This is a genomic window from Alteromonas sp. R7, from assembly GCF_055755235.1.
Map to the genome: position 1 here is coordinate 91682 of NZ_JBVTQX010000005.1, position 15859 is coordinate 107540.

General features: G+C 46.0%; 9 protein-coding genes. 6 read left to right on the forward strand and 3 right to left on the reverse strand.

From position 1 onward, the window contains the following. The first annotated feature begins 65 nt into the window (after window positions 1-65). Together nosR and gorA are read left to right on the forward strand one after the other, a co-directional pair. Entirely contained in the window at window positions 66-1373 is a 1308-nt protein-coding gene (gene nosR / locus AC0J2X_RS09700) for a response regulator c-di-GMP phosphodiesterase, NosR family (protein WP_014977555.1), read from the forward strand. 244 nt (window positions 1374-1617) lie between these two features. After that, window positions 1618-2967, forward strand: a complete 1350-nt coding sequence (gorA, locus tag AC0J2X_RS09705) for a glutathione-disulfide reductase (RefSeq protein ID WP_014977556.1) — start codon at window positions 1618-1620, stop codon at window positions 2965-2967. A 77-nt stretch (window positions 2968-3044) separates the two neighbouring features. On the opposite strand, the gene AC0J2X_RS09710 is transcribed toward gorA, so the two are convergent. From AC0J2X_RS09710 to AC0J2X_RS09720, 3 genes are all read right to left on the reverse strand, one after another. Beyond that, on the reverse strand, window positions 3045-5291 hold the full coding sequence (locus AC0J2X_RS09710) for a molybdopterin oxidoreductase family protein (protein ID WP_472995992.1): 2247 nt from the start codon (window positions 5289-5291) through the stop codon (window positions 3045-3047). Between the two features lie 130 nt (window positions 5292-5421). After that, complete coding sequence (locus AC0J2X_RS09715; protein ID WP_472995993.1) at window positions 5422-7539, reverse strand: TonB-dependent receptor; 2118 nt, start codon at window positions 7537-7539, stop codon at window positions 5422-5424. An 89-nt stretch (window positions 7540-7628) separates the two neighbouring features. Further along, on the reverse strand, window positions 7629-8759 hold the full coding sequence (locus AC0J2X_RS09720; RefSeq protein WP_472995994.1) for a PepSY-associated TM helix domain-containing protein: 1131 nt from the start codon (window positions 8757-8759) through the stop codon (window positions 7629-7631). A gap of 170 nt (window positions 8760-8929) precedes the next feature. On the opposite strand from AC0J2X_RS09720, the gene AC0J2X_RS09725 reads away from it, so the two are divergent. The 4 genes from AC0J2X_RS09725 to AC0J2X_RS09740 all read left to right on the forward strand — a co-directional run bounded on the left by AC0J2X_RS09725 (window position 8930) and on the right by AC0J2X_RS09740 (window position 15853). Continuing rightward, complete coding sequence (locus tag AC0J2X_RS09725; RefSeq protein ID WP_472995995.1) at window positions 8930-12265, forward strand: amidohydrolase family protein; 3336 nt, start codon at window positions 8930-8932, stop codon at window positions 12263-12265. A gap of 237 nt (window positions 12266-12502) precedes the next feature. Then, window positions 12503-13048, forward strand: a complete 546-nt coding sequence (locus tag AC0J2X_RS09730; RefSeq protein WP_014980467.1) for a hypothetical protein — start codon at window positions 12503-12505, stop codon at window positions 13046-13048. A gap of 22 nt (window positions 13049-13070) precedes the next feature. Beyond that, on the forward strand, window positions 13071-14327 hold the full coding sequence (locus tag AC0J2X_RS09735; protein WP_014950954.1) for a hypothetical protein: 1257 nt from the start codon (window positions 13071-13073) through the stop codon (window positions 14325-14327). Window positions 14328-14404: 77 nt separating this feature from the next. Continuing rightward, window positions 14405-15853, forward strand: coding sequence for a tetratricopeptide repeat protein (locus AC0J2X_RS09740; RefSeq protein ID WP_472995996.1), 1449 nt, complete (start codon window positions 14405-14407; stop codon window positions 15851-15853). The last annotated feature ends 6 nt before the right edge of the window (window positions 15854-15859 follow it).

A 15859-nucleotide genomic window follows, 5' to 3' on the forward strand; every position in this document is an offset into this window, starting at 1 on the left:
CTAATAGTGTTATCAAGCAGCATTGCGTGTAATAGTTGTAACGTCGCTTATAAGGATAATAATTTATGACAGAGCCTACTACAGAACAAGCCACGACCTACACGGTTCTATTTGTCGACGACGAGCCGAATATCCTTCGCGCTATTAAGCGTGCGCTGTTCACTATGGACATCACCTTACTGCTTGCTGATAGTGGTGCCAAAGCGTTAGATCTAATGAGTAAACACGATGTTCATGTAGTTATTTCTGACATGAAAATGCCGCAGATGTCAGGTGCGGAATTACTCGAACAGGTCGCTATCAATTATCCCGAGACATTTAGAGTTGTGCTCACTGGCTATGCCGACATTGAGTCCACAATTAAAGCCGTAAACCAAGGCAAGATACACCGTTACCTGCAAAAGCCTTGGGACAACCAAGAGCTTATCGCTGTTGTAGAAGAAGGCTTAGAACGAGTTAAGTTAAAGGCGGAAAACCTTCGTCTACAAAAACTAACACGACTGCAAAATAAAAAGCTACGCGACGTAAATGCCTCACTAGAACAAGTGGTTCAAAAGCGCACGCGCCAGATAAAAGCAGCGCTAAATAAAATCGAAAAACACAACCTTGCAATGGAGCAGGTGCTGTTCAACGTGATAAGCATTAACCCTGACATTAATGGTAAGTTTGCCATTGAGGTTAGCGAGTTGGCATCAAAACTGGCGCGTATTGCTCGGTTAGAGAAAGAAGAAATCAAACAGGTGCGTTATGCTGGCCTTATCTGCGAGCTTGGGTTACTAGGGCTTGAAAGCGAAGATTTTAAGGCGCCATTTTCAAAGCTTAAATATCAACAGCAGCAAAACTATCTATCGCAAACCAAGCAGGCTGCGTTAATACTTGCTCCGGCTCATGAACTACATCAAGTTTCTGACATTATTGAATTTCAGTTCGAGCACTATAATGGCTCAGGCTTGTATAACAAAGTTGCAAAAGAAATTCCTGCTGGCGCGCGTATCTTGGCCATAGCCCGAGATTACTGGCGCTTAGTAACCGGCAGAATGAGCGGTATCGAAATGAGCCCTCGCGATGCCAAACTAGAAATGAAAAAGCACAGAAACACCCGCTATGACGGTGAATTTTTGGACCTGTTGCTCGAAGCAGAAGATGTAACGACATCTAAACTGCTTTCTACATCATTGAAAGCCTCGCAGCTCAAAGCAGGCATGGTACTAGCCCAAAATTTGTATAACGATAGTCACATCCTTATCCTTCCCGAGGGACATGTGTTTAGTGATGCCACCATTCAAAAACTCGTACACTTTGAAGAAGAACGTGGAAAAGCGTTTAGTATTCAAATAGAACCAGAAGAGCTTTCTGCTACTATAAGTGAATAAGCTTTAAAGATTACGTGCTGAAAGCAGGATGAGCGATGCATGAATATGCTTCGCTTTGTCTTAGCCTTTTAATTAGGCTGCACTGTCCCCATTGATAAACTAAATGAAATTCCCTAAAGCAAATCTCGGTCTTTTGATTACTCTTTATGACAAGACCGATAGAGAATGATTTGCTGTGCGAACCTTCCGAAGGCATTTATGCTTATCGTTTACGTTCGCCTAACCGACAAAGAAGGCTTTTTGAATGACACATTTTGATTATATATGTATTGGCGGTGGCAGCGGTGGTATCGCATCTGCAAACCGTGCAGCTAAACATGGAAAGAAGGCCGCCATCATTGAAGCGAAAGATATTGGCGGTACTTGCGTGAACGTTGGCTGCGTGCCTAAAAAAGCCATGTGGTACGGAGCACAGGTGGCTGAAGCCATACATCGCTATGCACCTGAATACGGGTTCGATTTGTCGGTAAATCACTTTAGCTGGGACAGCCTAATTGCCAGCCGCCAGGCTTATATTGAGCGTATTCATGCTTCTTACGACCGCGCTCTTACCGCAAATGACGTTACCTTAATTCGCGGTTTCGCGAAGTTTATCGATAACAACACGGTAGAAGTCAACGGCGAAAAGTACACGGCTGATCATATTACGATTGCTGTAGGCGGCCGCCCAATCATCCCAGATATTGAAGGTGCTGAGTACGGTATTGATTCTGATGGTTTCTTTGCCTTAAAAGAACAGCCGAAACGCGCTGTCGTGGTTGGCGCAGGCTACATTGGAGTGGAATTAGCCGGCGTTCTTCACGCCCTTGGTACAGAATCGCATTTGGTAGTTCGCAAACACGCTCCGCTTAGAAATTTCGACCCTATTATTCACGAAACTTTGGTTGACATGATCCACGCTGAAGGTTGCAAATTGCACGACCATGCTAGCGTAGAAAAAGTGGAAAAAGCTGACGATGGCGAGCTATCAGTACACTTAACCAATGGAGAAGTGTTAAAAGCTGACTGCTTGATTTGGGCGATTGGCCGTAAACCCTCTACCGACAAAATTGATATTGAAAATACCGACGTTGAACTGAACGACAACGGCACGGTTAAGGTCGACAAATATCAAAACACCACGGCAAAGAATGTCTACGCGGTTGGTGATATTACCGGTGAAGCAGAGCTTACTCCAGTGGCAGTTAAAGCAGGTCGCTTGCTAAGCGAACGCTTATTCAACGGCCAAAAAGACGCTCACATGGATTATTCAATGATTCCAACCGTTGTGTTTAGTCATCCACCCATTGGCACTATTGGCCTAACAGAGCCAGAAGCTATTGAAGAATACGGTGAAGACAACGTTAAAGTGTACACCTCTAGTTTTGCGTCTATGTACACCGCGGTAACCCGCCACCGTCAAATGACCAAGATGAAGCTGGTATGCGCGGGTAAAGACGAAAAAGTGGTAGGCCTTCACGGTATTGGGCACGGCATGGATGAAATTCTGCAAGGCTTCGCCGTTGCCATAAAAATGGGGGCGACCAAAGCTGACTTTGATGCGTGTGTAGCCATTCATCCTACCAGTGCAGAAGAGTTTGTTACGATGACCTAGAGAGACGCGCCCAATTGAGCGCTTTCTCACAAAAGCCGGCATTAGCTTATTAGTTAATGCCGGCTTTTTTTATGTGTTTAACTTACTTTTTCTAGATCAACGGGCACGCCATTTAGCACCGCATTTCCCGATAATTCGTCTACCTGTAAATCGTCAGTAAGAATATTGGTGTTTACCCCAGGGTGCTGACTTGCCACAGACAGCTTTATGCCTTTTTTGTTGTGCCCCCATCCATGGGGAATAGATACCACGCCGGGCATAATTGCATCTGTGATTTCAGCCTCTATGGTTAACCGGCCAACCCGCGATTTCACACTTACTTCATCGCCATCTGTAATGCCGTATTTAGCCCCGTCATCAGGATGAAGCTGCAGCGTACATCGATTGTTGCCTTTCACCATACGGGGGCTGTTATGCAGCCACGAATTATTGGTTTTAATATGCCGGCGCCCTATCAAAACGACGGACTGATTTTGCGGCGTACCTTGGTTCGCTTTTCCAAAGAAATGCGTGTTAACCCTGTCTAAGTCAGCCATGAAATAATCAAAGTCTAAGTGAATCTTCTTATCTTCATGGAACAAGGCATGAGGCAAAGACGGTTGTAGCGGCCCCAAGTCGATACCGTGTGGGTGTGCTTTAAGCGTATCAATCGACAACCCGCCTTCCGGAATAGCGGTTGGAGTTTCGCTTAAGTTAGCATCAGCGCCTTCTTTTTTACTTGCTGCTCGACCATAAAGACCTGCTTGCAACAAATCATCGACCACACCTTTAGGCTGCTTGTCCCAAAGCGCAGCATAGTGTGCGGTGTTTTTTCCGTTTAGCGCATCGAGCCTTTCGGCTAACGAAAGGTATATTTGCCAGTCGCTAAGCTGGTCTTCGTCAATGTCCACCACCGCTTCCGAATACTTAGCGAAATTTCGCACGGCAAAGTTGTGAAAAACAATGTCGTAGTGGTCGCGTTCTAGCGCGGTTACCGGAGGAAGGATCACATCTGCATGTCGGGAGGTTTCGGTAACGTAAAAATCCACCGCAACCATAAAATCGAGTTGAGAAAATGCTTTATCAAGCTGTTCTGCATTTGGTGTAGTGACCACTGGATTACCTGCACCAATTACCATGGCCTTAATTTGTCCTTCTCCCGGGGTTAAGATTTCCTCGGCTAAACACGCTACCGGATATTCACCAGCAAACGCCGGAAGCCCTCTTACGCGAGAAGAAAATCCGCCCATGCTGCCCTTGCCTGATACAGGTAATACGTCAGCGGCTGGCTGAGTAAACATCATGCCACCCCGCTTATCTAGGTTTCCGGTGAGCATATTAAACAACATGATTAGATACTGAGTGAGCGTACCAAACGCTTGTACGCTAGCCCCCATCCTTCCATAACAAACTGCAGACTCAGCATTGCAGAAGTCCAAAACAAGCTGAGTGATTTGTGAAGCTGTAATACCGGTAAGCTCGCTCACCTTTTGTGGTGAATAATCACGAACGTATTTTTCGACCGCTTTTATATCCTCGGCATAAGGTAAAATTTCATCCGCCTTGTATAACTGCTTTTCAAACAATACATGCAGCATAGCTAGCAGTAACAGCGCGTCACTGCCTGGACGAATAAAGTGATGTTCACAGCTAATATCGGCAGTTTCGCTGCGTTTAGGGTCGATAACGACGACCTTCCCTCCACGTTTTTGAATGCCCTTTAAACGCTTTTTCACGTTTGGCACGGTCATAATGCTGCCATTAGAGGCCAGCGGATTCCCGCCGATGATCATAAAGTGCTGCGTGTGATCAATGTCAGGAATGGGAATTTGGGAAATATGACCAAAAAGTCGGCGACTAACAATATGATGGGGCAACTGGTCAACGGAGGTAGCGGAGTAGCGGTTGTGCGACTTGAGGGCACGATAGAAATACGGCCCGAATAATATTGAGCCCATATTGTGCGCATTAGGATTTCCTAAATACACACCTACCGCATTATTGCCGTGGGCCTGCTGGATGTGGTGTAACTTGCTTGCGACCAAATCAAAGGCTTCATCCCACCCTATCTCTTCCCATGCGCTGTCTTCCCAGGTGCAGTCTTCCGGTGCACTCGCCTCGCCGTCAATTCGTACCCTTTTTACCGGGCGCTTCAAGCGGTCAGGATCGTCGTACAAGTCTTTTAACGCACTCGCTTTCGGGCAGATATGACCTTGGCTAAATGGGTTTTCTTTATCCCCTTTTATTGACAGTATTTGACGGCCTTTCGTCGCTACCTCAATACCACACATTGCTTCACAAAGCGTACAAGTAGAATAATGCAATTGTTGTTCAGCGTTGCTCACGGTAATTCCTACACAATTCATTGTTAATGAGTTGTTACGAAATTAGCGATTATTGCTGTAATAGACAAGCATCACTGAAAGTGATGAAAAAGAGAAGGCACCTCGCCACAATTAGACGAGGTGCTATTGGTTAGAAAGAGTAAGTCACACCAAGGGTTGCTGTGGTGCCTAATCCTTTAATATTGTAGCCACCGTAGGTGTATGACTGAGCGCGCGCAGGATAGTAGTCGCTGTTAAACAGGTTTTCGACACCCATAAACGCGTTCCAGTTTTCAGCGAACTGGTACTGTCCACTTAGGTTAACAATATTATAGCTCGATATAGGTCCTTGATCGCCCACATAGTCGCCGTCAGCATTTGGCGAGAAGCGTTTACGATCACCCACATACAGATAGCTAACTGTTAACGATAAAGTGTCTGATGGCTTCCAGTTTACGTTTGCCGTTGCTTTGGGTGGACTAATTTGGCGAGAGCCAAGGTACACATCAGCTTCGGTATTTTTCCCTTCAACGTAACTATATGTGGCTATCACATTGAGCGTTTCAGAGATTCGATAGTCTACTAAGCCTTCATAACCCCAAATTTCCTGCGGTGCGCGAACAGGCTCATACACACCTGTCACCTCGTTGAAACTATTGGTCGTACCGAGTTCAGATGTACTTCTGTAAGCCGCAACTTCAAGGCGTACTTGGTCGAAAAGAGAGGTGAAGCCCACTTCGTAGTTATCGATGATAGAAGCCTCCGTTTGAATAAGACCAATATCATCTACCGTTGCAGCGCGCAGTAGGCGGCCAATGTCAGCGATATCTGAACCTTGCGAATAATTGAAGAACGGGCTAAAGCTGTCGCTCCAGTTATACTTTATCGCAATGTTATAAGTGGTTGCGTCGTAATCTATAGTGTCCCCCTTAACTTGAAGAGGAACAGAGCATTGAGTTTCAGAGCGACACAGCTTCAGTGTTTCGTAGTCATCAACCGATAAATCGATACTTTCCCTTCTCACACCTGCCTTTACAATAAGGTCGTAGTGAATTACCCACTTTGTTTGTAAAAAGCCAGCTAAGCTGTCCATTTCCATTTCAGGTACCCACACGCGCCCATCAACCAGCGGCTGTGAGGTAGTGTCTTTTAGCGCGTCGATACCATAGATAAACGTGGCTTCTACGCCATCGAAATCAATGGCAGTATTAAACGTCGCGCGAGCGCCGCGCTTTTCAGAGCGAATAATAGACTGGCCGCCGTCGTAGCCTTCATCGGGGTTAGCTAAGTTAGGCGAAAAGAAGAATACGTTCTCAATATCTTGCGAGTACACATCAAGCGTCATTTCACTGTTTGCAAAGATATTGCTGTCTGTGTATTTCAGGGTGATGTTCTCATTTCCGTCAGGCCCCTGAGGTTTCCCGCGTTTTTGCAACGCTTCAGGTACGTGAATAGCGTAGGTTTTCACGCCTTCGTTGATGTCTCCGGGAACATCTCCCAAATCAGTTTTTTGTTGAGAGCTAAAGTAGTTGTAGCTAAATTGAAGGCGTTTCTCTTGATCGAAATCGTAACCAAATTTGGTAAAGTAGTTCTGTGTTTCAGCGTCTGACAGGCCGTACTGCAAACCTAAGATGTCGCCTTCTGCATCGCGCTGAACGCCGTTTTCCTCGTAACTGGCGGTAACAAGGTAATCGAAATTCTCCACCTTGCCGTTAATCGCAGCTGAAATACGCGCACCGGCTGACTCTTCAAGCTTCACTGCGCTAAAACGTGAAGACAAACTCACTTGGCCCTCATGCGTGTCTTGCGCTGTTGCTTGTTTGGTAATGTAGTTGATAATACCGCCTGACGCTCCATTGCCATAAACAGACGTAGCGCCCTTAATTACCTCAATTCTAGCAAGCGCGCTAGGGTCAATCGTTTTCACACCTAACGAGCCATTTCTAAGCGGCGTGGACTGAGGCACACCGTCAATCATCACAAGCGGAGCACGTCCGCGCAAAGACTGGCCAGTATTGCTCGAACTACCTGTATCTGGAGCTAAGCCCGGCACCATCTGCGCTAACAAGCTCTGTAACTCGGGATTTACCTTCAGGTGATCTTCAATCTGCTTTCTTGAAATAACGGTGATTGACGCTGGTACTTCATCAATACTTTCAATAACACGGCTTCCAGAAACGATAATACGTTCCATATCCTTTAGGGCATCATTAGCAAAAGAAGGCGCACTAACGGCTAAGGCAATGAGCGTAAGCGATGGTCTAAACATGAAAACTCTTTTAAGAAAATAAGGTTACGAAAGGCGCGTTATACTAAAGGTGTAGAAGAACAATGTAAAGATAATGAAAATTATTCTCATTATCTAAAGTAGCGTTTATACCAAAAGTAAAACCCTGTTATCGTAAAAAACGCAGGGAGTAATGCGATTAATAACCAGATAAATTCAAGCAATGGGCCCGCGAAATCACCAATGTGAAACTTGTATTTGAAGTTCCAAACCTGCGTCGCTACATTCGCTTTTGATGCATCGTAATAACCCGTTATTTCTCCATTTTGAGGGTTTGTCCAAACCCAGCTGTAGGCGTGAGACTCGCCGGGGTTTTGCATTCTGAAACCTATGTGTTCGCCTGAATTTTTTGGGAAGTAAATGCGAAATAGTGACGCATTGGGAAACACCGCTAAGGCGTTTTGATAAGATGTATCGATAGCCACTGAAGCACTACTAGCATCGTGGGATAACGGTTCAGGTACTGGCCTTTTCTCAACTTTTGAAAAAGTAACGGTTTCCACCACCTGCTGCGTAGCGCTTTTCCAATTAAACGCCATGCCACTAAAAGCGATGAGTATTAGTGGTATAGCCAAATAAACGCCCAGCACTGTATGAAGTTGATACATGAGAATTCGAAACTTGGCGCGGCGTTTAATCGCAAGGCGTTTTATTCTATTTTTTGGCTTTACCCAAAGGTAAAAACCCACAATTACTTCAAGAAGTAGAACTAAGGCACTAACAGACACCCAATTTCTAAGTGGCCTTTCGTTGTCACCATCTTGATACAACAGCCATCGATGGATAGCCATGGTGAACCCATAAAACGTGCTGTAATAATCGTATCTATGAAGTATTTCGGCAGAGTTGGGGTTTACGCTTACGTATTCGCCATTGTTGAGCTTCCCTTGCCAAGCGAGTTCAGGGTCTGACTCGGGCATTAAAAGCTCGACTTTCTGACCCGTCTCGTCTTCCAGCGCATTCACTATGTAAGAAAGGGGTAAGGGCGATTCGTGAGATTCTATGGTCCACTTCTCTGGTTGGACAAAGGTTTGGATATCTTTTGCATAAACTAGCAATGCACCGGTGATGCTAAGGCAAATAATAAATAACCCACATACCAGCGCTAATAGAAGGTGCAGTCGTCGTACCCAAAGTTTCAAAACAGCGCTCACAAATTGCGAAATAAACGCGAATAGTAACGATTCTCGAAAATTGGTCAATGAAAGTTAAACGCTAAAATCGTGCTTACAATCGCATAAGCTAAATGAATCTATCCTACTTTGCAGTAAGATTAACCTTAGTTTTACAATTCAAGAGTACGTATCTTCATGTTAAGTCATGTACTCTGATGTAGACAGAAAATAAATAACAAGCGGTTGGAAACACAATTATGATAACGACAAAGAAAAGTTTACTGGCCATCACGCTAGTAAGCGCCCTGGGCTTGGGCGTCGCACCTACTTTATACGCCCAAAACGACAGTGAAGAAAAAACAGAATCCGAGCTTGAAACGTGGGAAGTCAGCAACCCACCTTATGCATTAAACGAAGTCACTATCAAAACAAACGAAACCACGTGGTCTAGCTTAGACGTTGCACCAAACGGCGAGTTTATGGTTTTTGACATGCTGGGTGACTTGTACAAAGTGAGCATGAGTGGTGGCGATGCGACCCCGCTGACCCAAGACTTCGCATGGAATATTCACCCTTCAATTTCTCCAGACGGTAAACAGATCGCATTTATCTCGGATAAAGATGGGTTAAGTAACGTATGGGTTATGGAAATTGACGGTAGTAATCTTCGTCAGGTAACCAAAGAGAAAAGCAATCTTATCCACTCTCCTAAATGGAGCCCAGACGGCGAATACCTAGTGGTAACCAAAGGCATCATGTCTAGCCGTAGTATTCCTGCGGGCGAGATTTGGATGTACCACAAATCAGGTGGTGACGGCCTACAAATTAAAGCTCGTAACAGCGGAAAGCGCGACCAACAAAACATTGCTGACCCTGTATTCTCTCATGACGGCAAGTATATTTACTTTACCGAAAATACGGTTCCGGGCGCCCGCTTTGAATATAACCGCGACCCATTAGAAGGCATTTTTGCTATCACTCGCTACGACCGCGAAACCGGCGAAGAGAGCCGCTATATTAGCGGTACGGGCGGCGCTGTGGTTCCTACGCCTTCACCTGACGGTAAATACATCGCTTTTGTGCGTCGCGTTAAAGATAGAACCGCGCTTTTCATTAAAGACATCAAGACAGGTGTAGAAACACCACTGACGTTAGAACTAGAGCGAGATATGCAGGAAGGCTTTGGTTCGGAAGGTTACTTTGCCTACTTCGACTGGATGCCAGACAGCAGCGAAATCGTATATTGGACAGGCGGTAAGTTCCACACTATCAACGTGAAAGATAAAACCACCAGCACCATGGACGTGACCGTTGAAGGCACGGTGAAATTTGCCGATGCGTTACGCTTTGACGTAGATGTCGCACCTGATGAATTTGACGTTCGCATGATCCGCTGGTCTCAAATGTCGCCCAACGGTAAATCCGTACTCTTCCAAGCGTTAGGTAAACTTTATGTACGCGACGTTAAATCTGGCAAAATTAAGCGTTTAACGAAACAAAACGACCATGACGAATACTATCCGCGCTTCTCTAACGACGGAAAGTCGATTGTTTATACGACATGGAATGACCAAGACCTAGGCACCGTTCGCGTGGTTTCTGCTCGTGGCGGGAAAGGAAAGGTTATTACCCAGCAGCCAGGTCACTACATTGAGCCGTCGTTCTCTGCCGATGGCGAGAAAGTCGTCTTCCGCAAGTTTACGGGCGGCTACTTATTAGACCCCAAATACTCGGTTGAGCCAGGAATTTACGTAGCAGATCTTGAAGAAGACACCGTAGAAAAAGTCTCTGAGGGCGGCTACAACGCGCATTTCGCGGGTAACGACGACCGAGTGTATTTCACCGAATCAGCGGGCGGCGAAGCTTACTACGAAACCCAGCTTTCAAGCGTTAACCTTAAGGGTAACGACAAGCGAACTCACCTTTACGGTGCAGATAAAGTAAGTGAGTACAAACTTTCACACGATAAGAAATGGGTTGCGTTTGTTTACCAGTTCAAAACGTACGTGGCGCCGTTTGTCGAAAATGGCAAGCGCATCACCATAGGCCCGAACATGACCTCACTGCCGGTAACGCAGCTCTCAAGCCGTGCAGGTGAATACTTAACGTGGTCGCCTGACAATAGAACCCTTAGCTGGTTTAACGGCCCTACGCTATTTAGCCGTTCACTCGATGAAGCCTTTGCCTTTGTTGATGGCGCAAGGGAAACGCTGCCTGAGCCGGTAGCTGAAGGTATGGATTTGTCGTTTACCACTAAAGCTGACAAGCCATCTGGTTACAAAGCTTTGGTTGGCGGTAAAGTGGTAACCATGCGCGATGCCGACAACACCCAAGAGGTGATCGAAGATGGCGTTGTGCTGATTAAAGACAACCGCATTGAAGCAGTGGGTAAACGTGGTGATGTGACCATTCCTGATGATGCAATGAAAATAGACACCACGGGGAAAACCATTATCCCAGGGCTTGTTGATGCGCACGCTCACGGCTCGCAGGGCCGCAATGAGATTATTCCTCAGCAAAACTGGAGTCAGTACTCGAATGTGTCGTTCGGCGTAACAACCATTCATGATCCTTCAAACGACACGACAGAAATTTTTGCTGCGGCAGAATTACAGCGTAAAGGCGATATTGTTGCACCACGTATCTACTCCACCGGCACGATTTTATACGGTGCAGAAGGACTAGGTTACAAAGCGATTATCAACAATTATGAAGATGCCTATTTCCACGTAGAGCGCTTGAAAGAAGCCGGTGCTATTTCAGTGAAAAGCTACAATCAGCCGCGTCGTGACCAGCGTCAGCAAGTGCTGTGGGCAGCAAAAAATCAAGAGATGATGGTAGTGCCTGAAGGAGGCGGTAAGCTTCAGCAGAATCTGACTATGTTGGTAGATGGCCATACGGGTCTTGAGCACAGCATTCCTGTGGAAAAAGGCTACAGCGACGTCACTCAACTGTGGAAAGCCACTGAGTTTGGCTATACGCCGACCTTTGTTGTGTCGTACGGCGGCATGATGGGTGAAGAGTACTGGTACGACAAAACTGAAGTGTGGAAGAACCCGCGTCTTCTTCGTTATACGCCGTCGACTATTCTAGATAGCCGTGCGATCCGCAGACCTACTGCGCCAGAAAATCAGTACAACCACCAAAACGTAGCAAGCTACGCCAAAGAGCTCCGAGATAATGGGGTCAGTGTACATATTGGTGCTCACGGACAGCGTGAAGGCTTAGCTGCTCACTGGGAGCTGTGGATCATGGAACAAGGCGGCTTCACGCCTTGGGAAGCGCTACGCGGCGGTACTATTGATGGCGCGAAACACCTAGGTATGGGCAAAGATCTTGGCAGTATCGAAAAAGGTAAACTTGCTGACCTAGTTGTGATTGATGGCGACGTATTAAGCGACATTAGAAAGAGTGAATTCGTAGAATACACTGTACTAAATGGACGCGTATATGAGTCGGCCACCATGAACGAAGTGGGCAGTAAGAAAAAACGTAAACCGTTTTTCTTTGAGCAAGACAATGCCACCTTTATGCCGCAACAAACGGCAGATGATGTAGAAGCGAAAGCGCACCACTATCATTGGGAGCATTAATTCTGCGTCCAAAGGCCTGTAGTAACCAATAACATAAACTAGTAGGCCTTAATTAACCCAACGCTAAAGCCGACGAAAGCTTCCTGTTTCGTCGGCTTTTTATTTTCTGAATATGAAAACTTACCTGTGCATGTTTAAAACTGAGTTTAGTCTTAAGTAAAAGAGTGGTATAACTGCTGTAAGGATGGAGGGTAATATATGAACCACCCCAAATCAGATTAAAAGGACTTATTCGCCATGCAGTATTATTTGCCACTAGCATTACTGCTTAACGCACTCATTTTTGCTTCAGCTGGCGCTCAAACGAGCGAAGCCCCTACCTATTATCAAGATTGCGCCGTTCTCGATTTTGGCGAACAAGACCTATCTACGATGACAGAAGCGGAAAAAATACAAGCGTTAGACGACTCCTTATTTGGCGCACTAAACCAAAGCGAAGAATGCATGAATGCAGCGGCACAATCGAGCGCACAAAGCGTAGCTAGCGCGGCGGGTCAAGGTGCCGGGCAAGGCGCTGGTGCGGGTAATACCTCGAGCACATCATCTTCGGGGGCAGGCGCTGGGCAGTCTAGCTCACAAAGCAGCACTGAGTCTCAAGAATCATCGACGAATACACAAACAACCACTTCAAGTTCAGATCCTTCAAAACAGTCTGTTGGAGGACAAGCGAAAGGTGGAAGTTCAGCGGTATGTGACGCCGTAATTGCCGGCTTGCAAGGAGCAACAACTGAGTCTGAAAAGGCGCATTTCCAAGCATTAAAAGAGCAATACGGTTGTAAATAAAAAATCAGAGGAAGGAAAGGATATGTCTTCATTTAAACCCAAGGCCCTGTTTACCGTGGTGGCAACAGCATCGTTTATACTCTTGAGCGGATGTGGCTCAACGCAGACTAATGTCACCAGTGTAGGACCATCTATGGTAGGCCCAGGAGGCGGTCAGGCGTTAGGCGCACAAAAAAACACCTACAACTACAACTCCGAAATTTACATGGATGTTGCCATACCTGTATTTGACCCGGGCTTTCCAACAGAACGTGATGGCACTATCGATTACGATGAAATAGAAGAGGAAGGGATTTGGCCTCAAGTGCGTCGCTTAGAAGCTAACCGCTTTGCGATAGCGACGAAAGAAGCCCTAGGTGAAACCAAATCTTTCGGCAGTATTAACGTAACGCCAGATGCTTCTGCACTTGCCGATGTTTACGTGCTGGGCAAAATTAATTACTCAGATACCGAAACTGTAGAAATTGGCGTGAAAGTGATGGACGCTAAAAACACAGTGTGGGGTGAAGAAGAATTTGAATACCGCGTAAGTGAAGGCTGGTATCGCGATGCCATGTCTCGCGGCGAAAACCCTAACGGCCCAGTTTTCGAGCAAATTGCAAAATTCGTTTATGATTTGCTTATAAAGAAATCCGATGCCTACAAGCAAGAAGTGCAAATGGTGTCAGACCTGCGCTACGCACAAATGTATAGCCCTGAGTCGTTTAGCCAATACCTTACTCAAGGCAGAAGAGGTGAGATTGAGCTAGTAAGTGCGCCTTCAGATAGCGATCCAATGCTTCGTCGCGTGCGCGCCATACAGGCAAAAGATGAACAATTTATAGATAGCCTTCAAGAAACCTATGATTCTTTTTGGGTAACCACTGAAGAGCCATACCGTAAGTACCAGAAAGAGACACTTCCTGAAGCCAAGAAAATCAGAGAACTTGAAGCAGAGCGCACCACACAACAAGTCACGGCAGGGTTATTCGCAGTCGCGTCAGTGCTTTTAGGCTCTAACTCTAGCTCAACGGCTGGTCAAGTAGCCGCTGCAGGTGCTGGTATTGCCGCAATTGGTACACTGAGCGAAGCAATCAAAACTAACAAAGAGCTTCACGCCCAACGGGATCTATTCGATGAAATGGGTCAAAACCTTGATATTCAGGTAGCCGATCAAATTGTTGAAATAGACAATCAACGAATTGAGCTTCAAGGCACAGCAAGCGAACAATACTACCAGCTTCGCGCTCGCCTTAAAGATATCTATGACATGGAATCCACACCAATGACTGCGCTATAAGCCCAGTCGTTGGTGTTATCAAAACCATTAAATAAGATATCTATTCTATTGTTAAGTTAGAGAGTAAAGGGTTACGCATGCCAAGCGTTGAGCAACAAATAGAGCAAAGCAGAGCAAAGAAAAAGGCACTCATAAAAAAGTCACTGCTCGGTTTTTCACTGGTCATGTTGATAGGCGTCGCAGGCGTGCTCCTTATCTCATATATGCCTACTGTCACATCGAACGTTACGGACGCCACGGATGACACAACAGCAGTACCGCAAACCGCAAAAGCTACACCCGTTGTGGAAGTTAATGAAGAAGAACGAAAAGCCCTTCAAATGGCGCTTAGCGAGTCAAAACAAAGTGTAAACGACTTGGTTAGTCGCGTTTCACACTCCCAGATGTTCCTAGAAAAAGCGAGTGAAGTTGAGCGCAAGTTGAATAGCGCGTTTAATGAATATAGCGCGTCCAACTACAGCGCAGTTATGAATGCACTGGATGATATAAAGAGCTCAGTTGACACAATAAATACTGACTACGAAAACGCCTACACTCAACCTTATGAAGACGCCCTCCTTGCCTTCAATAACGGGAATATTTCAAGCGCGTTTAACCTAAACAAAACGTCGTTAACGATAAACCCTGATTTCGAAAAAGCGAACATTTTGCAGCAACGCATTGATGTATTTGACGAGGTGCAAGACGCCTACGAGCAGGCACGCATTGGTAAGGTCGAAAACAACATCAGCAAACAGCGCGAAGCGTACGCAAAAATAGTACAGTTAGATCCTGCCCGTAAGGACGCACAGCAAGCACTTGATGCTATTAACCGGCAATTGCAAGACAGCCGATTTGATACGCTGCTAGCTCAGGCAAATCGAGCTATTGAGCAAGGTGACTTCCCTGCTGCCGCAGAATTCCTAAATGACGCCAAGAGCCTAAAAGCTTCAAGCAGTGAGCTTGCCACCATTAGTAAAAAGCTCGCGTCTTTAATTGCTTCACAAGAGCAGCAGAAAATTGAAAATCAAGTCGCCTTGTTTGTCAGCGCAGATGAATGGCAAACCGTAAAGCTGCTAGCTAATAAAGGCCTCGCTAGCTTTCCAGCCAGCCCTGCTTTACTTGAGGCAAAGCAAAATGCCGAAGCCATACTCGATGCAGAAAAAAGCTTGAGCGCTTACCAAAGGCGGCCAGAGCGTTTATCGGATAACAACGTCAGAAATCTAGCCCTTAAAGACATTGCGCGAGCAGGTTCACATGCAGAAAAAAGCGCAAAACTTCGTGCCCAAATATCTTCACTTGAGCAAGTGATCGACAATATCAATCAGCCCCGTTCCGTAACAATAACGTCGGATAACGATACCTATATTAAGGTACTTGGAGTAGGCCTCGTGGGGGAAGTAAAAACAAAAACCATTCAGCTGAAACCTGGTACATATCGCATTGAAGGGAGCCGCGAGGGTTATCGCTCAACCATTCAAGAGATTGTAGTTTCACCGTCAGACACCAACCTATCAGTACATGTTGTATGTACTGAAAAAGTATAAGGACCT